At 60.9% G+C, this 15,816-nt stretch carries 10 protein-coding genes, 2 tRNA genes and 2 rRNA genes (1 of these 14 only partly in view); 5 read left to right on the top strand and 9 right to left on the bottom strand.

The features are described 5' to 3' along the window. The 4 genes from BRAD3257_RS04315 to BRAD3257_RS04300 all read right to left on the bottom strand — a co-directional run. Positions 1-176: ribosomal RNA gene (locus BRAD3257_RS04315) — 23S ribosomal RNA — on the bottom strand; it reaches 2,669 nt to the left of the window's first position. Between the two features lie 381 nt (positions 177-557). Continuing rightward, a tRNA-Ala gene (locus BRAD3257_RS04310) sits at positions 558-633 on the bottom strand. A 33-nt stretch (positions 634-666) separates the two neighbouring features. Beyond that, positions 667-743, bottom strand: a tRNA-Ile gene (locus BRAD3257_RS04305). A gap of 190 nt (positions 744-933) precedes the next feature. Then, positions 934-2,422: ribosomal RNA gene (locus BRAD3257_RS04300) — 16S ribosomal RNA — on the bottom strand. The 16S and 23S rRNA genes sit together here with 2 tRNA genes alongside, the layout of an rRNA operon. 1,003 nt (positions 2,423-3,425) lie before the next feature. Between BRAD3257_RS04300 and BRAD3257_RS04295 the strand changes: the two genes are divergently transcribed. Together BRAD3257_RS04295 and BRAD3257_RS04290 are read left to right on the top strand one after the other, a co-directional pair. Continuing rightward, positions 3,426-5,489 (top strand): M23 family metallopeptidase, encoded by a 2,064-nt coding sequence (locus BRAD3257_RS04295; protein ID WP_122400803.1) that lies wholly within the window; start codon positions 3,426-3,428, stop codon positions 5,487-5,489. Positions 5,490-5,624: 135 nt separating this feature from the next. Then, positions 5,625-5,987 (top strand): SPW repeat protein, encoded by a 363-nt coding sequence (locus BRAD3257_RS04290; RefSeq protein WP_122400802.1) that lies wholly within the window; start codon positions 5,625-5,627, stop codon positions 5,985-5,987. 71 nt (positions 5,988-6,058) lie between these two features. On the opposite strand, the gene BRAD3257_RS04285 is transcribed toward BRAD3257_RS04290, so the two are convergent. Next, a complete protein-coding gene (locus BRAD3257_RS04285; protein WP_122400801.1) occupies positions 6,059-6,472 on the bottom strand; it encodes a hypothetical protein in 414 nt (137 codons plus the stop codon). 242 nt (positions 6,473-6,714) lie between these two features. On the opposite strand from BRAD3257_RS04285, the gene BRAD3257_RS04280 reads away from it, so the two are divergent. Next, entirely contained in the window at positions 6,715-8,334 is a 1,620-nt protein-coding gene (locus BRAD3257_RS04280; RefSeq protein ID WP_122400800.1) for an NHL repeat-containing protein, read from the top strand. A 53-nt stretch (positions 8,335-8,387) separates the two neighbouring features. Continuing rightward, positions 8,388-8,684: a hypothetical protein gene (locus BRAD3257_RS04275; protein ID WP_244607856.1), complete on the top strand. Its 297-nt coding sequence runs from the start codon at positions 8,388-8,390 to the stop codon at positions 8,682-8,684. Positions 8,685-8,967: 283 nt separating this feature from the next. On the opposite strand, the gene BRAD3257_RS04265 is transcribed toward BRAD3257_RS04275, so the two are convergent. From BRAD3257_RS04265 to clpB, 4 genes are all read right to left on the bottom strand, one after another. Further along, positions 8,968-9,897 carry a hypothetical protein gene (locus BRAD3257_RS04265; RefSeq protein ID WP_145986949.1) on the bottom strand — a complete coding sequence of 310 codons (930 nt, stop codon included), beginning with the start codon at positions 9,895-9,897 and terminating at the stop codon, positions 8,968-8,970. A gap of 46 nt (positions 9,898-9,943) precedes the next feature. Then, positions 9,944-10,672 carry a lysozyme gene (locus BRAD3257_RS40580; protein ID WP_197711526.1) on the bottom strand — a complete coding sequence of 243 codons (729 nt, stop codon included), beginning with the start codon at positions 10,670-10,672 and terminating at the stop codon, positions 9,944-9,946. Positions 10,673-10,683: 11 nt separating this feature from the next. Then, positions 10,684-11,682, bottom strand: a complete 999-nt coding sequence (locus BRAD3257_RS04255; RefSeq protein ID WP_122400797.1) for a hypothetical protein — start codon at positions 11,680-11,682, stop codon at positions 10,684-10,686. Positions 11,683-12,065: 383 nt separating this feature from the next. Continuing rightward, positions 12,066-14,705 carry an ATP-dependent chaperone ClpB gene (clpB, locus tag BRAD3257_RS04250; protein WP_122400796.1) on the bottom strand — a complete coding sequence of 880 codons (2,640 nt, stop codon included), beginning with the start codon at positions 14,703-14,705 and terminating at the stop codon, positions 12,066-12,068. A 241-nt stretch (positions 14,706-14,946) separates the two neighbouring features. Between clpB and BRAD3257_RS04245 the strand changes: the two genes are divergently transcribed. Continuing rightward, positions 14,947-15,735: an MOSC domain-containing protein gene (locus BRAD3257_RS04245; protein WP_122400795.1), complete on the top strand. Its 789-nt coding sequence runs from the start codon at positions 14,947-14,949 to the stop codon at positions 15,733-15,735. Positions 15,736-15,816 lie beyond the last annotated feature (81 nt).

The raw sequence follows: 15,816 nt of genomic DNA, 5'->3' as shown, positions 1-15,816 counted from the left end.
GTCGAACCCCAACACACAAGGTCTTGGAGTTCCGGCTATCGAAGGTGGGTTTCCCCATTCGGAAATCCGCGGATCAAAGCTTCTTCGCAGCTCCCCACGGCTTATCGCAGCGTAGCACGTCCTTCATCGCCTCTCAGCGCCAAGGCATCCACCGAACACCCTTAAGGCACTTGATTGCTCTCATTATCAATGTCCACACACTCGGCAGAATGTTGTCTGCAGAATTGCCTTGCGGCACGCGCCCTCGATGAACGCTATCCGCAGCCGGACATTGACTAGAAAGACCAGCTTGCTTCGTAAGATCGTTCCGATAGCGAGGCGGTCAAGCTTCGCTAAAAGGATCATTTACAACCCGCATCCAACCTCACGGCTGGAAGCGAGCGCCGAAATGATCCGGAGATAATGAAGGCTCGCGCAACGATATGCTGCACGACCCAACTCGGATCGATCTCCTCTTTACGATGTCAGAAAACACGCAAACTGCTGTCTATCCAGACTAGCAGGATGCGAAGTGATGTTTCGCGGACGACGGTCAAGATCTCGGTGATCAAACCATCTGGTGGAGCCAGACGGGATCGAACCGACGACCTCATGCTTGCAAAGCACGCGCTCTCCCAGCTGAGCTATGGCCCCGTAACCAGAAGACGAATGCTCACTCGATGAAAGTGGTGGGCCTGGGAAGACTTGAACTTCCGACCTCACGCTTATCAAGCGCGCGCTCTAACCAACTGAGCTACAAGCCCCTAACGCACATCCCGTTAAGGACCCTGGATCCTGCCGTTGCAGGCCCAGCGCGTGTTCGTCCGCGAAGAAAGAGAAACGAAGACGGCGAAATCCCGCCAATGCAGCTCAACGATCTGGCGATCTGTTGGCCACTGATGTTTCTAAAACGATCCGATAGTGAGCGTGAGCTCGCTGAAGGATCATCCTTAGAAAGGAGGTGATCCAGCCGCAGGTTCCCCTACGGCTACCTTGTTACGACTTCACCCCAGTCGCTGACCCTACCGTGGCCGGCTGCCTCCCTTGCGGGTTAGCGCACCGTCTTCAGGTAAAACCAACTCCCATGGTGTGACGGGCGGTGTGTACAAGGCCCGGGAACGTATTCACCGTGGCGTGCTGATCCACGATTACTAGCGATTCCAACTTCATGGGCTCGAGTTGCAGAGCCCAATCCGAACTGAGACGGCTTTTTGAGATTTGCGAAGGGTCGCCCCTTAGCATCCCATTGTCACCGCCATTGTAGCACGTGTGTAGCCCAGCCCGTAAGGGCCATGAGGACTTGACGTCATCCCCACCTTCCTCGCGGCTTATCACCGGCAGTCTCCTTAGAGTGCTCAACTAAATGGTAGCAACTAAGGACGGGGGTTGCGCTCGTTGCGGGACTTAACCCAACATCTCACGACACGAGCTGACGACAGCCATGCAGCACCTGTGCTCCAGGCTCCGAAGAGAGGGTCACATCTCTGCGACCGGTCCTGGACATGTCAAGGGCTGGTAAGGTTCTGCGCGTTGCGTCGAATTAAACCACATGCTCCACCGCTTGTGCGGGCCCCCGTCAATTCCTTTGAGTTTTAATCTTGCGACCGTACTCCCCAGGCGGAATGCTTAAAGCGTTAGCTGCGCCACTAGTGAGTAAACCCACTAACGGCTGGCATTCATCGTTTACGGCGTGGACTACCAGGGTATCTAATCCTGTTTGCTCCCCACGCTTTCGTGCCTCAGCGTCAGTACCGGGCCAGTGAGCCGCCTTCGCCACTGGTGTTCTTGCGAATATCTACGAATTTCACCTCTACACTCGCAGTTCCACTCACCTCTCCCGGACTCAAGATCTTCAGTATCAAAGGCAGTTCTGGAGTTGAGCTCCAGGATTTCACCCCTGACTTAAAGACCCGCCTACGCACCCTTTACGCCCAGTGATTCCGAGCAACGCTAGCCCCCTTCGTATTACCGCGGCTGCTGGCACGAAGTTAGCCGGGGCTTATTCTTGCGGTACCGTCATTATCTTCCCGCACAAAAGAGCTTTACAACCCTAGGGCCTTCATCACTCACGCGGCATGGCTGGATCAGGCTTGCGCCCATTGTCCAATATTCCCCACTGCTGCCTCCCGTAGGAGTTTGGGCCGTGTCTCAGTCCCAATGTGGCTGATCATCCTCTCAGACCAGCTACTGATCGTCGCCTTGGTAGGCCATTACCCTACCAACTAGCTAATCAGACGCGGGCCGATCTTTCGGCGATAAATCTTTCCCCGTAAGGGCTTATCCGGTATTAGCCCAAGTTTCCCTGGGTTGTTCCGAACCAAAAGGTACGTTCCCACGCGTTACTCACCCGTCTGCCGCTGACGTATTGCTACGCCCGCTCGACTTGCATGTGTTAAGCCTGCCGCCAGCGTTCGCTCTGAGCCAGGATCAAACTCTCAAGTTGGACTTGAACTTTGAACCGGCTGATCACAACGTTTGACGAGGTCCCACCATTTTTCATCGGCCGAAGCCGAAGAGCTGCCTGCGATTCACATCGCTGGCAACGATGGTGTTTCCTTTAAACGTGTACCGCCGAAGTCTTTCGTCCGGTCTCGATCAGAAAAGCCGAGGCTTTTCAGAAGCGAGACCCGCAAGGACTCCGCCGTCCACGTTTCTCTTTCTTCATCTTCACTTGTCAAACAGCCCGGAACCGGAGAGGTCCCAACCTTCCGAGGAGGAAGGGTTCCGACACCCTTACCGACGATGAATGACTCCAACCGACTTGACGTCGGTTGTTGTGTCACTCAACAAGGTGAGGAGCATCAGTGGCGCGTTCGCTCGCCTCGGTCAGTGACCCGGCGGCGCCGCGCTCAGTGGTTGGGGTTATAGGCCCCACCTTCCGGGCTGTCAACGCCAATCGTCAACAAATCGTCGCACAGTGGATCATCGAAAAAATTCCAGCGATTCCAGTCGATTAGAGCGTCAACGGGCGCACGGACGGTGACCGCGCCGCAAAAAATCTCAAAAAAAATTTGCGCCCTAGGGAGCTCCGGAGGGGCTCCAGGGGGTCTCCGGAAGCGGCTCTGGGCGCCCCCCGGGCAGCCTCCGGCGCCCCCCGTTTCAGGAAACTTTTTCCATATTTGGCGCCGTACTTGAGCCACAATCCCGCGGCGTTCTGGTAAGAGACAAGCTTGAATCGCTGGGATGCCTGTGGGGGCTGCCGGCGATTTTCATGGGGTCAGAGGAAGGCGATCTTGCAGATGACGCGACCTTCTTCGGACATTCGAGAGACATCGAGAGACCTTTTTCCGTTTAGCTGTTCGTAATTTCGGCCGGCCCGTCATCGGGGCCTTCTGACCGCGAACGCCTATGCGGCTTGCCGTTTTCCCGCGATACGCCTCGAAGAGGGCGACCGGGAAGAGGCTCGAGACAGGGGGCTTTTGGGTCGTTGAATCGGGGGACTTGGGTTGAACCACAGGACGTCACGCGGCGCTTACGGGCGTGAGACCGGGATCATCGATCTCGGCCACGAGCCGCCGCTGTCCGTCGATGGTTCTGAAGCCGCCGTGATCGACCGCCGCCGCGTCTCGGTGCAATGGTTCAGCGGGACAATCTTGACCGGACTCTGCGGCGCGGCCCTGATCGGCGGCGCCGTTTTCGCGTCGCTCGACGGCGAAATGACCTTCGCCAAGGTGCCGGAGCGGGTCGAAGGCGCGCTGCGGGGTGCATTCGGCGCCGCCGATCGCGCCGCCACGCTGCACAAGAGCGACCGCCTGCCGCCGCCGAGCGAATCCACGGCTTCGCGCAACGTCATGCGGGTTTCGACGGTCGCCCGCGTCGGCAACCGTGACGTGATGCGCGTGCGTCCCTTCGTCCGGATCGCAGGCAACCTGTCGATGACGACGAGCGACCTGTCGGCGAAGATCCCGCCGTTCAACGCCCAGCGCCTGCTCACCGATGTCGGTTCCGATCCGAAGACGGCCTCCGACGATCCCAACAATCCGGAAGCCGTCGAGCCCGACGCGGAAGTGTCCTTCGTGACCAAGGACCTGTCGCCGGTGCTGCCGAAGGCCAAGATTTCCGCGGTGGTGGCGCTCGACGACATCCTGATGCGGGTGCGCGATGCCGCCAACTGGCGCGGCAATGGCGGGGTGCGCTACGCCTCGCTCGCCAATGCCACAGCCGACGTCTCCGGTGCGACCGGTCCCTCCGACATCAAGATGGCCTACGCCACCGAGGTGTCGCCGTCCGACCCCTATGCGGGCTTCGAGACGCGCGTGGTGCCGGAAAACGTCACGCTGCTGCCGAAGACCAAGGAGCAGATCACCGGCGGCAATCCCAACGGCGAACGCGTCCACATCGTCAAGAAGGGCGACAGCGTCGCCTCCGTGCTGCGCGATCTCGGCGCCAATGCCGACGAGATCAAGGCGATCACCGCAACGCTCGGACCGCGCGGCCGCGACGGCGGCCTCAAGGAAGGCGAGAAGCTCCGCATTCTGATGGCGCCCGCAAGCCCGGGCGCCCGCTTGCAGCCCTATCGCGTCGTGGTTGCAAACGACACCATGGTGGAAGCGATCGCGGCACTGTCCGATCTCGGCAAATACGTCGCGGTCGACGTCTCCAGCATGAACACCGTCGCCGATACTGCGGCGAGCGCCAGCAGCGACGACGAGGACGATGACGACGGCTCCGGCGTGCGGCTCTACCAGAGCATCTACGAGACCGCGATGCGCAACAAGGTCCCGATGCCCGTCATCGAGGACATGATCAAGATCTATTCCTACGACGTCGATTTCCAGCGCAAGGTGCAGCCGGGCGATTCCTTCGACGTTTTCTACGCCGGTGAAGACGAGGGCGTGACCGCGACCGAAAAGAACGACGTGCTGTTCGCTTCCCTCACGGTCGGCGGTGAGACCAAGAAATACTACCGCTATCAGAGCCCCGACGACGGCGTCGTCGACTACTATGACGAGACCGGCAAGAGCGCGAAGAAGTTCCTGGTCAGGAAGCCCGTCAACAACGCCATCATGCGCTCCGGCTTTGGCGGCCGCCGCCATCCGATTCTGGGTTATGTGAAGATGCACACCGGCGTCGACTGGGCCACCGCCTACGGCACGCCGATCTTCGCCTCCGGCAACGGCGTGATCGAGAAGGCCGGCACCGAGGGCGGCTACGGCAAATATATCCGCATCAAGCACAACAACGGCTACGAGACCGCCTACGGCCATATGTCGGCCTTCGCCAAGGGCATGGAAGCCGGCAAGAAGGTCCGGCAGGGCCAGGTGATCGGCTTCGTCGGCTCGTCCGGCCTGTCGACCGGTCCACACGTCCATTACGAGATCCTGGTCAACGGCCGCTTCGTCGACCCGATGCGCGTGAAGCTGCCGCGCGGCCGTTCGCTGGAAGGCCCGATGCTGGCAAGCTTCGAGAAGGAGCGCGACCGGCTCGACGGCATGATGAGCGGCCGGAGCGGCGCCATCGCCCGGATGTCGGACGCGACCGGCGGGCCGTTGCAGGTCACCAACCGGTAAATCGGTCGAGGCCGGCCTCGTGGCCGGGCTGGCCGCGCTTCCCATCATTCAATTTGGCTGGAACCGCAGGGAACACGCTGGGGAATGGCCCAGTTGTTGTGTTGCATGAGGGGGCCGAGCTCACGGAGGAATGTCATGGAGAACTGGACGAACGCAAAATGGTGCGACGTCGCGAACCTGATCCTCGGCGCATTCCTGTTCGTCTCGCCCTGGATTTTCGGTTTCGATGCCGGACCGGCCTCTCAGAACGCGTATGTCGCGGGCATCGTGATTGCGATCCTGGCCGTCGCAGCGCTCGCAGCCTTCGCGGTGTGGGAGGAGTGGCTCAACCTGATCGTCGGCCTTTGGACGCTCATTGCGCCCTGGGTGCTCGGGTTCCAGGGTGCCAAGACGGCAATGACCGTTCACGTCGTGGTCGGCATTCTGGTCGCCGTTCTTGCTGCGGTCGAGATCTGGATGATGTCCCAGAACCCGCCGCGGCTGACGACGAGCCGATAACAGTCAACGCCCATCCGCCCCACTCCGTGGGCGGGTGGGGCATCAGCTCGACCGCGATCTGCGCGCTGGCGTCAGGAAAGCACCGACGCCCGCACGATCACGAAGACGATTCCAATCGCTGTCGGCCCGAATGAGACGGCGGCCAGCGGCAACAGGACGTCGATCGCGGCGTGCGAACCGTGAAGCTTCGCGCCCCAGACCCTGAATTCGCCGGCTTCCCAATCATGCAGCGACGTCGGCCCCAAATGCCGTTCGTACGGCATTTGATATCGCCTCCAGACACGCGAAATGATCCATGGCAGCAGGATCGCGACCACGAACAGCAGCGTGACCAAGGCGAGGGAAAGGCTGACATCACTGCGACGGTCAAACAGTGCCCACGCCATGAGCGCGAACCATGCGACGAGGCCGACTGCCGCCCCGTAGATCTTGGGATGAAGTTCGTCGAAGATGGGATGATTGGTGGCGACGAGATCTCGTTTCATGACGATATCCTGCGCTGGCTGCGAAGCAGGCTTCGGCGGCGAGCGGCACCGACGGCTCTCGTTAAAGCCCGGACGGAGCTGCTGTGAGCATCAGGTAAAGCCGGCAATCAGCGAACATTTTCAGAGGTGCGATGGCATGAGACGCCGTAGGGCCGCACCGCCTTGCCGCACTACAACGTGAAGTTTCGTTTGCCAAAGCCGCGTGACGGGCGAATACTTTCCCGAAAATGGGAGGTCACGCCATGAAAACCAGGCTCGCCTGCGCAGCCGTCGCCGCTGCGCTTTTCGCCGCCACGAGTGCATCGGCCGACAGCTGGGAGGTCACCCGGCTCGTTGCCGGCTCGGCGTTCCACGGCGTGCACGGGCTCGGAATCGACAAAGCCGGCCATCTGTTCGCCGGCAGCGTCGCGGGCGCAGCGCTCTACGAGGTCGACATTGCGGGCGGCACCGCCAAGGTTGCAATCCCAGCTCCAGTCGGAATGGCCGACGACATCGCGTTCGCGCCTGATGGCACCATGGCCTGGACCGGCTTCCTCGCGGGAGATCTCTATGCGCGCAAGGGCGACGGACCGATCAAGAAGCTTGCGAGCGGCCTTCCCGGCATCAACTCGCTCGCCTTCCGCAAGGACGGCAGGCTCTACGCCACCACCGTCTTCCTCGGCGATGCGCTCTACGAGATCGACGTCGAGGGCGTCAAACCGCCCCGCCAGATCATGGAGAAGATGGGCGGCCTCAACGGCTTCGAGTTCGGTCCCGACGACAAGCTCTACGGTCCGCTCTGGTTCAAGGGACAGGTCGCCAAGGTCGACGTCGACAAGGCCGAGCTGACCGTCGTCGCCGACGGCTTCAAGGTCCCGGCGGCGGTGAACTTCGATTCCAAGGGCAACCTCTTCGTGGTCGACACCGCGCTCGGCCAGCTGGTCCGGGTCGACCCCAAATCGGGTGCCAAGACCATGGTCGCGCAGCTGAAGCCGTCCCTGGACAATCTGGCCATCGACGACAAGGACCGCATCTACGTCTCCAACATGGCCGACAACGGAATCCAGGAGGTCGACCCGGCGACCGGCCAGGCCAAGCAGATCATCATCGGCAAGCTCGCCCTGCCCGGCGGCATCGGCGTCACATCAGATAACGGCAAGGATACCATCCATGTCGCCGACGTGTTCGCCTATCGCACCGTGGACGGGGCGACCGGCGAGGTCACCGAGAAGGCGCGCATGCACGCTGCCGGCGTCGCGCTCGAGTATCCGATGAGCGCGACGGCGAACGGCAACGACGTCGTCCTGTCGAGCTGGTTCACCGGCACGGTGCAGGTGATCGACGGCAAGACCGGCGCCACGCGCGAGATGCTGCACGACTTCAAGGCGCCGCATGACGCGGTCGTGCTCGCGGACGGCAGCATTCTGGTGGCCGAGCTCGGCACCAAGTCACTGGTCAAGGTGAGCGGCGAGCACGGCAAGGATCGCAGCACGCTGATCGGCGCGCTCGAAGGTCCGGTCGGCCTCGTTCGCGGGGCGACTGACGAGGTCTACGTTACCGAAGCCTTTGCCGGCCTCGTCTCCAGGATCGACAGCAATGGCGAAAAGACCGTGGTCGCCAAGGAGCTGAAAATGCCTGAAGGCATCGCGCGCACCGGCGACGGCAAGCTGATCGTGGCGGAGGTCGGCGCCAAGCGGCTGATCGAGATCGCACCGGACAGCGGCAAGATCACCGAGATCGCCGCCAATCTTCCGATCGGCCTGACCGGTGCCCCCGGCGGCTTGCCGACGCATATCCCCACCGGTGTCGCTGTCGGCGCGACGGGCGCGATCTACTTCAGCTCGGATATCGAGAACGCGATCTACAAGGTGGTGAAAAAATAGCATCCGCCGGACCAGACCCTGACCGCGGAACCCGCGCTCGGGTTCCCCGTTAGATGCTGACGGAAGCCGACCAGCAGGAGGATCGCCCCATGACGCGCCTCTCACGCGACGATGTCGTCAAGGCCGTGGATCGGGCCGACGACGTCACCATTGCCCAGATCATCGGGACCGGCGCGACCGTCGAGGAACTCGCCGAAGCCCAGGCTTGGCTCGCCAACGACGAGCCGATGATCAACGATTTGCGCCCACTGGCGCAGGGCCGGGTCCGCGAGCTGGTGGATATTTTGTCGGAGCTTGAGGAGGAGGAGGAGGACGGCATCGAGCCGGGGCCGGCCGCTACAGGCGGGTGATAGCAGGCAAGCTGGAGAAGTTCTCCAGGATCAGGTGCCTCTCGGGGCCGAGCAACGAAGTCATTATCGACGAAGCCTTTCCCGGCGCCGCGTCCAGGATCGACCTAATTCTGCGCACCACTTACAGCGCCATGATGCACTGCCAGATCGAGGGGATCACCGCTGCACAATCGCCGCCTAAACTAGACGATCAATTTCACGAACTCGCCTTCCAGCTGTTGGCAACTGAGCAATCGCGGATAAAGTTGCGCGGGCCGTGCCGCTGAGGAAAAGTCCGAAAGACTTAAACCAAAGCACCGTCCCGGATCACCAGCGACACATGCGGCAACCTTGTGTTGTTGCTGTTAGGAAATCTATCTCCGAGATGTTCTTTAATACTGTCAATCAACGCAGTTACGCGCGCCCAGCTGTCGGAAAATAGCAGATTGGTACCCGCACTGATCACATTCGAAGTCAAGTTTATACAACCAGTGCTCATTAGATAACCGGCTGCGCAGTGAATGAGAATTCCAGACCGGGAACCGGTCTCCTCAACTCCAATGCAAGGCCACGGTCTCATGCTAATATTCGCAGGCCTTGCGTAACCAATCGTCTTGTACTTGTTCGTAGCCCCGCTTGCGTGCGTGAAGAGCGGATAAATTCCGGCTGCTATGCGGCGATGTCTAGCGACTCCCGTCGATCCATTATCATCTGGTCCTTGCCGTTCCACCGCCATCCCAAAAACGTCCGCGATCGGGGCACGATTGAAATAAGCCTGATAGCGCGAAACCGTTCGGTCGAAGCCCATGCCCGGTCTTCGCTCGGTCCTGATGCGATCGAGACAAAGCACGTAGCCATCGAGATCGGGAGCGTTTGGAACGACGGTCGGCGGAGGCTCAACGAGCGCCGGAGCTTTGGGTGGCGAAATCCTGATTGTGAAAAGATTGCCGGCTTCCGGGATTACCGTAAAGGTCGAGCCGCTTCCCTTGAAAACGGCCACCTCCTCATCAACTGCGGCTTGGCTCAATCCAGTAAGCTCGAATGGAGCGCTGTTATCGGCAACGGCCGACGTCGCGCCCGGAATGATCATTCCTTCTGGATATGTAGCTCGTACAGTGAACAAACCACCCGACTCTCTAATGATTTCAATCGTTGGGCTGTCGATGCCAAGATCAATTGCGCGTTGGTCAGCTTCGGCCTTGGTGAGCCCAGGAATTTCGACCACCGGCAACATCGTCAATCTCCTTCGTTCAATGATGATGCTTCGATCAAACGCCAAATCAGTCGGGAATGCCGTCGTAATTCTTGTCCGGTATGCTCTGGAATAACAATGCCTCGCATGCACGGCGACGCGTCAGTCCGGGCAGCTCCTTGCCCTTCGCTTTATTCCAACGCTTGAATTCTTGCGCTGCGCCCGCGTAATCCTTGGCATTCAACTTCTTCAATAGGGTTGAGCCTTTCAGGCTCGGTGCTCCCACATTGAATGCGAATGAAACCAGGGCATCAAACTGATCCTGATTGATCGGTACCGTAACCATACTGTTTACGGCTCGAACGAATACCTGCATGTCGTTCTGGAATTCTGCGTCGCACTCCTGCTGGGTCCAAATGTCACCTACTTTAAAAGTGCGGCCGTTATCGTTCGTGTGCCCCCAGCCGATGGTCAAGACCTGAACCGGATCGAAGTAAGCCTGGAAGCCTGTAGGTACGGCACGCATGCAACTCTCGAACGCCTTGATGAGTGCTATCCCCTTTTCTCCGAGTTGTTTTGTCTTCCTATTCTTGGGAGCTGGCGGCGGCGGAGCGACATGCTCCCCCGGTGGCCTAGGTTCTTCGTCGGGCATTGCGCTCGGAATGTGTACATCATCTGGATAGGTGGCGCGGACGGTAAATGTCCCGTCACCCGGCTCGATGATTTCAACCGGAACGCTGTCGATCATAAAATCTTCTGCGCGTTGCTCGGCTTCAACCCGCGTTGTCAATCCCGGAACTTCAACGACCTGCGACATTGCCACCCCCGCTATTGAATGAACTTCGCCAGCGACCCGTCGGCACAGGGACTCCCTGAGGAACGAGAGACGATGCACGCAGAAATTCTTCGACGTAGTCCCGAGAATTCGGGCCGAGTCACAATCACGCCGATTGCGATTTTGTCGCTGCCAAGCAGTCTTCCGATATACGCCTTCAGCTCTGGATCAATCGTCTTCGCCCCGTTGGGGAATAGCAACGAGCGCAAATCAATGTAGCTCGCATCGCTTGCCGGTTTGGTGATCCGCACGGTCGCCGCCGTACTGACTGTACGGGCATCAACCATTGGATGAGCAGCAGCCTGCTCGAGCGCAACCGTCCCACCTCTTTCAAACAGCTTGACGGTCGTATTAATTTGCGTCTCGATCGTCATAGGCATGCAGAGGCGCAGATATTGCCGCAGCGCGTAAATCGCGGCAGGTCTATTGTCGATCACTACTGGAAGCGTTTCGCGATACTTTTGTTGCCGCGTGAGAACGACCGATTGCACAGTTGATTTTTCGACTTCGAAGATGAAGCGGCTGTTGAAATTTGTGAACGCATGGGAAGCCAGGCCGAAGGCTGCGCCCACGACGGCAATGGCCTTGGTCGGATCAGCGGCCGTAGCTCCGAGGATTAGGAGAGTTGCCGCTTCCGTGTCCAAGATCTGCTGATGAATTGGTCCAACCCAACGGCGTTTATTGTCTAGCCAGGTGAGATACGCGTCGCAGCGGCGATCGATGTCATTCATGCCAGCCTGAACGAAGATCTGCCAATTCCTGCTGACGGGCGGCTCACGACAGAAAAGAATTTCCCCCCTCTCCTCGTATGAAAGTCCTGCCTGTTGGCAGATATATCCGACATATATTTCCTGAAGACGCGCCTGATTCACAGTTTCCGGTGCATAGAGCTCAGTTCCGACCCCCTCGTTCGTATAGCGCCAATCAAGGGTATCGCAGCCGCCCAAAAACAGCGCCAGCGCAACGCAACTCGCAACGATACCCGTACGCATCGCACGCCCCCAAAAAATTCCTTTCGGGTTATGGCGAGCCGCCCTGTGTCCAAGAAGCACGCTCTCACGCGAACAATGTCCCGCGCAGGCCGTGCTTCGCCACAACCCCTCAAATATTGGATAGGGAGTGTGCCGAGCCTCGATCAAATTGTTCAAGCAGATTCATGCACGCTCAGAGAGAAAGCGCAATGCGTGTTCTATTTATAACACACTGCTCCAGCATGCGCTGTAGTGACGCACCCGGTGGTTGTGCTATTTGTCGTGCATAGAGTGCAGCACCGGACCGCCTCGTCGCCTGAAGCACAACGCTCGCCTCATGATATGAAAAAACCTCCCCGCATAGCGGGGAGGTTTGGACAGGTTCGCTGCCACGTTAGGCGTGCTCAGTTCAACTTCCGCTTCGGCACCGGCGCCTCGAACTGCGTGATCTCCGCGGTCTGCGGTGCCTTGCCGTTGAAGGTCAGCACGTTGCCTTCGGAGGAGATCGCGACCGTGTCGCCATCCCTGACGTCGCCGGCGAGGATCATCTCGGCGAGCGGGTCCTGGAGGTAGCGCTGGATCACCCGCTTCAAGGGCCGTGCGCCGTAAGCGGGGTCCCAGCCCTTGGCGGCGAGCCAGTCGCGGCCAGGGGCATCGAGCGTCAGCACGATCTTGCGATCGGTCAAGAGCTTCTGCAGCCGCGCGAACTGGATCTCGACGATCCGGCCCATCTCGCTCTTCTGCAAGCGGTGGAACAGGATGATCTCGTCGACGCGGTTGAGGAATTCGGGGCGGAAATGCGCCCGCACCATTCCCATCACCTGCTCGCGCACCGCCGAGGTATCCTCGCCCTCCGGCTGGTTCACCAGGAATTCCGAACCGAGATTCGAGGTCATGATGATCAGCGTGTTGCGGAAGTCGACGGTGCGGCCCTGGCCGTCGGTCAGACGGCCATCGTCGAGCACCTGCAGCAGGACGTTGAAGACGTCAGGGTGCGCCTTCTCGATCTCATCGAACAGCACCACCTGGTAAGGCCGGCGCCGCACCGCCTCGGTGAGCGCACCGCCCTCGTCATAGCCGACATAACCCGGAGGCGCGCCGATCAGCCGCGAGACCGAGTGCTTCTCCATGTATTCGGACATGTCGAGCCGGACCATCGCGGTCTCGTCGTTGAACAGATACTCCGCGAGAGCCTTGGTCAGCTCGGTCTTGCCGACGCCGGTCGGCCCCAAGAACATGAACGAGCCGGTGGGGCGGTTCGGGTCCTGCAGGCCTGCGCGCGAGCGGCGCACGGCGGTTGCGACCGCACGCACGGCCTCGGCCTGGCCGACGACCCGCTTGCCGAGCTGCTCCTCCATCTTCAGGAGCTTCTCCTTCTCGCCTTCCAGCATCTTGTCGACGGGCACGCCGGTCCAGCGCGAGACCACCTGCGCGATGTGGTTGGCGGTGACCGCCTCCTCCATCATCTCGCCGGCGTTCTCCTTGGCCTCGATTTCCGACAGCTTCTTCTCGAGCTCCGGGATCCGCCCATAAGCCAGCTCGCCGGCCTTCTGGAATTCGCCGCGCCGCTGAGCGTTGGCAAGCTCGACACGCAGGCCGTCGAGCTCGGCCTTCAGCTTCTGGGCGTTGGAGAGCTTGTCCTTTTCCGCGCTCCAGCGCGCCGTCAGCGCCGCCGACTTTTCTTCCAGCTCGGCCAGCTCCTTCTCGAGCGCTTCGAGCCGGGTCTTGGAACCGGGATCGCTTTCCTTCTTCAGCGCCTCTTGCTCGATCTTGAGCCGGATGATCTCACGATCCAGCGAATCCAGCTCTTCCGGCTTGGAATCGACCTGCATCTTCAGCCGCGCCGCGGCCTCGTCCATCAGGTCGATCGCCTTGTCGGGGAGGAAGCGGTCGGTGATGTAGCGGTTGGACAGCGTCGCGGACGCCACCAGCGCGGAATCTGCGATCCGCACGCCATGGTGCTGCTCATACTTGTCCTTGAGGCCGCGCAGGATCGAGATGGTGTCCTCGACCGAGGGCTCGCTGACGAAGATCGGCTGGAAACGCCGCGCCAGCGCCGCGTCCTTCTCGACGTGCTTCTGGTATTCGTCGAGCGTGGTCGCGCCGATGCAGTGCAGCTCGCCGCGGGCAAGCGCCGGCTTGAGCAGGTTGGAGGCGTCCATCGCGCCATCGCCCTTGCCGGCACCGATCAGCGTGTGCATCTCGTCAATGAAGAGAATGAAGGTGCCCTCGCTCCCGGTCACCTCCTGGAGCACCGCCTTCAGCCGCTCCTCGAACTCGCCGCGGTATTTTGCACCGGCGATCAGCGCACCGAGGTCGAGCGCCAGCAGCTTCTTGTCCTTCAGGCTCTCCGGCACGTCGCCATTGACGATGCGCAGCGCGAGGCCTTCTGCGATGGCAGTCTTGCCGACGCCGGGCTCGCCGATCAGGACGGGATTGTTCTTGGTCCTTCGCGACAGCACCTGGATGGTGCGGCGGATCTCCTCGTCGCGGCCGATGACCGGATCGAGCTTGCCGTCGCGCGCGGCCTGGGTCAGGTCGCGGGCATATTTCTTCAGGGCATCATAGGCGTTCTCGGCGGTCGCGGAATCCGCAGTCCGGCCCTTGCGCAGCGCCTCGATCGCGGCATTGAGGTTTTGCGGGGTGACGCCGCCCTTGGCGAGGATGGTGCCGGCCTCGCTGGTCTTCTCCAGCGTCAGCCCGAGCAGCAGCCGCTCGACGGTGACGAAGCTGTCGCCGGCCTTCTCGCCGGCCTTTTCGGCGGCATCGAAGGTGCGGGCGAGCTCGGGCGCCAGATAGATCTGCCCGGCGCCGGCGCCGGAAACCTTCGGCACCTTCTTAAGGGCGTCCTCGGTCGCCTTCAGAATGGCACGGGAATTACCCCCAGCGCGGTCGATCAGACCGGCCGCGAGGCCCTCATTGTCGTCCAGGAGGACTTTCAGGACGTGCAGGGTGGAAAACTGCTGATGCCCCTCGCGCATCGCCAGCGACTGCGCCGACTGGATGAAGCCCCTGGAGCGTTCGGTATACTTCTCGATATTCATCTTTTCTGTCCCTCGGCCTGCCCTTGGGGCCCTCTCAGGCACCCCAATACGGCATCTTCATTGGGTTTCCGCTTACCGCATTGAGGTTTCTCAAGCAGCAAACGGCCGTCTCTTGCCGGCGTTGCCGCCGGCCTGACGCAGATGTGGGAAGCGGCTTGCGGATGCGAAAGAGGCGGCTTCACAATTTCGTGCGCACGTGGGCGGGCTTGGCGGTGGCGGGCCGAATCCCTTAAGTAGCAGCATGACAGCCAGCCATACTGCCGAGATCACCGGCCTCTATCGCTACCCGATCAAGGGCCTGACCCCGGAACGCCTGTCGCGCGCCCCGCTGCGGGTCGGCCAGACCCTGCCGGCCGACCGCCGCTACGCCATCGAAAACGGCCCGAGCGGGTTCGACCCTGACGCTCCCGAATGGAAGCCGAAAATCCAGTTCCTGATGCTGGCGCGCAATGAGCGGCTGGCCGAGCTCGACAGCCGGTTCGACGACGCCACCAATGTGTTGACCATCCGCAAGGACGGCCAAATCGTCGCCAGCGGCGATCTCGAGACCACCACCGGACGCGCCGCCATCGAGGCTTATTTTACTGAGAACTTCCAGCCCGAGTTGAAGGGCCCGCCCAAGGTTCTGTCCGGCCGCGACCACAGCTTCTCTGACGTCGCCCGCAAGGTCGTCTCCATCATCAATCTCGGCAGCGTTCGCGCGATCGAGACCATGCTCGGCGGCGCCGCCGTGCATCCCCTGCGCTTCCGCGCCAATCTCTACGTCAAGGGCTGGCCGGCCTGGTCAGAGCTCGATCTCGTCGGCCAGACGCTTGCGATCGGGCAGGCCCGGCTGAAGGTGATCAAGCGCATCGTCCGCTGCCCGGCCACCAATGTCGATCCTGAGACCGCCAAGCGCGATCTCGAAATTCCGCCCACGCTCTCGCGCCATCTCGGCCACATGGACTGCGGCATCTACGCCGAGGTGATCGCAGACGGTGACGTCGGCGTCGGTGACGCCGTCCAGGTGGAAGAGCCGAAGCTGCTGTGAGCCAACGCTGTCTTCACGCACTCCGTCATTGCGAGGAGCGAAGCACGAAGCAAATCCAGAGTATTTCCGCGGAGGGATTCT

The sequence above is a fragment of the Bradyrhizobium vignae genome (assembly GCF_900324035.1).
GTDB classification, from domain to species: domain Bacteria; phylum Pseudomonadota; class Alphaproteobacteria; order Rhizobiales; family Xanthobacteraceae; genus Bradyrhizobium; species Bradyrhizobium vignae.
This window is presented reverse-complemented; position numbering and strand designations above follow the sequence as displayed.

Coding starts and splice junctions, on each gene's coding strand:
- BRAD3257_RS04265 (WP_145986949.1), bottom strand. CDS start 9,897: ATGTTGCCGGTGGTCGAAATTCCTGGGCTCACCAAGGCCGAAGCTGAC.
- BRAD3257_RS04245 (WP_122400795.1), top strand. CDS start 14,947: ATGACAGCCAGCCATACTGCCGAGATCACCGGCCTCTATCGCTACCCG.
- BRAD3257_RS40580 (WP_197711526.1), bottom strand. CDS start 10,672: ATGTCGCAGGTCGTTGAAGTTCCGGGATTGACAACGCGGGTTGAAGCC.
- BRAD3257_RS04255 (WP_122400797.1), bottom strand. CDS start 11,682: ATGCGTACGGGTATCGTTGCGAGTTGCGTTGCGCTGGCGCTGTTTTTG.
- BRAD3257_RS04280 (WP_122400800.1), top strand. CDS start 6,715: ATGAAAACCAGGCTCGCCTGCGCAGCCGTCGCCGCTGCGCTTTTCGCC.
- clpB (WP_122400796.1), bottom strand. CDS start 14,705: ATGAATATCGAGAAGTATACCGAACGCTCCAGGGGCTTCATCCAGTCG.
- BRAD3257_RS04275 (WP_244607856.1), top strand. CDS start 8,388: ATGCTGACGGAAGCCGACCAGCAGGAGGATCGCCCCATGACGCGCCTC.
- BRAD3257_RS04290 (WP_122400802.1), top strand. CDS start 5,625: ATGGAGAACTGGACGAACGCAAAATGGTGCGACGTCGCGAACCTGATC.
- BRAD3257_RS04285 (WP_122400801.1), bottom strand. CDS start 6,472: ATGAAACGAGATCTCGTCGCCACCAATCATCCCATCTTCGACGAACTT.